This is a genomic window from Vibrio mytili (assembly GCF_000830505.1).
Lineage (GTDB): Bacteria > Pseudomonadota > Gammaproteobacteria > Enterobacterales > Vibrionaceae > Vibrio > Vibrio mytili.
The window spans coordinates 1-239 of record NZ_JXOK01000021.1; the positions used below are offsets into that span (position 1 = coordinate 1).

Annotated in this window: 1 pseudogene; it reads left to right on the forward strand. The window is 43.9% G+C overall.

What is annotated here, in order from left to right:
• Positions 1–82 precede the first annotated feature (82 nt).
• Positions 83–239 (forward strand): annotated as a pseudogene (locus SU60_RS22340) (IS110 family transposase); the annotation flags it as partial.

Genomic DNA, 239 nt, shown 5'->3' on the forward strand with positions numbered 1-239 from the left:
TTTGATACTCATTGAGCCTCCTCCTCCAACTTAGCCTCTCGACTAAGCTGGAAGGCGACGAAACCAAAACGGAGAAGACTCTATGAGATTCTATAACAAGCAGCTTAACTATTACTGTGGCATTGATCTGCATGCTCGCCTACTTTACGTCTGTATTCTCGATTCACTTGGCAATAAAGTTCTGCACAAGAAGATTGATGCTGATCCCGATGCGCTACTTGAGTTAATTACGCCTTACC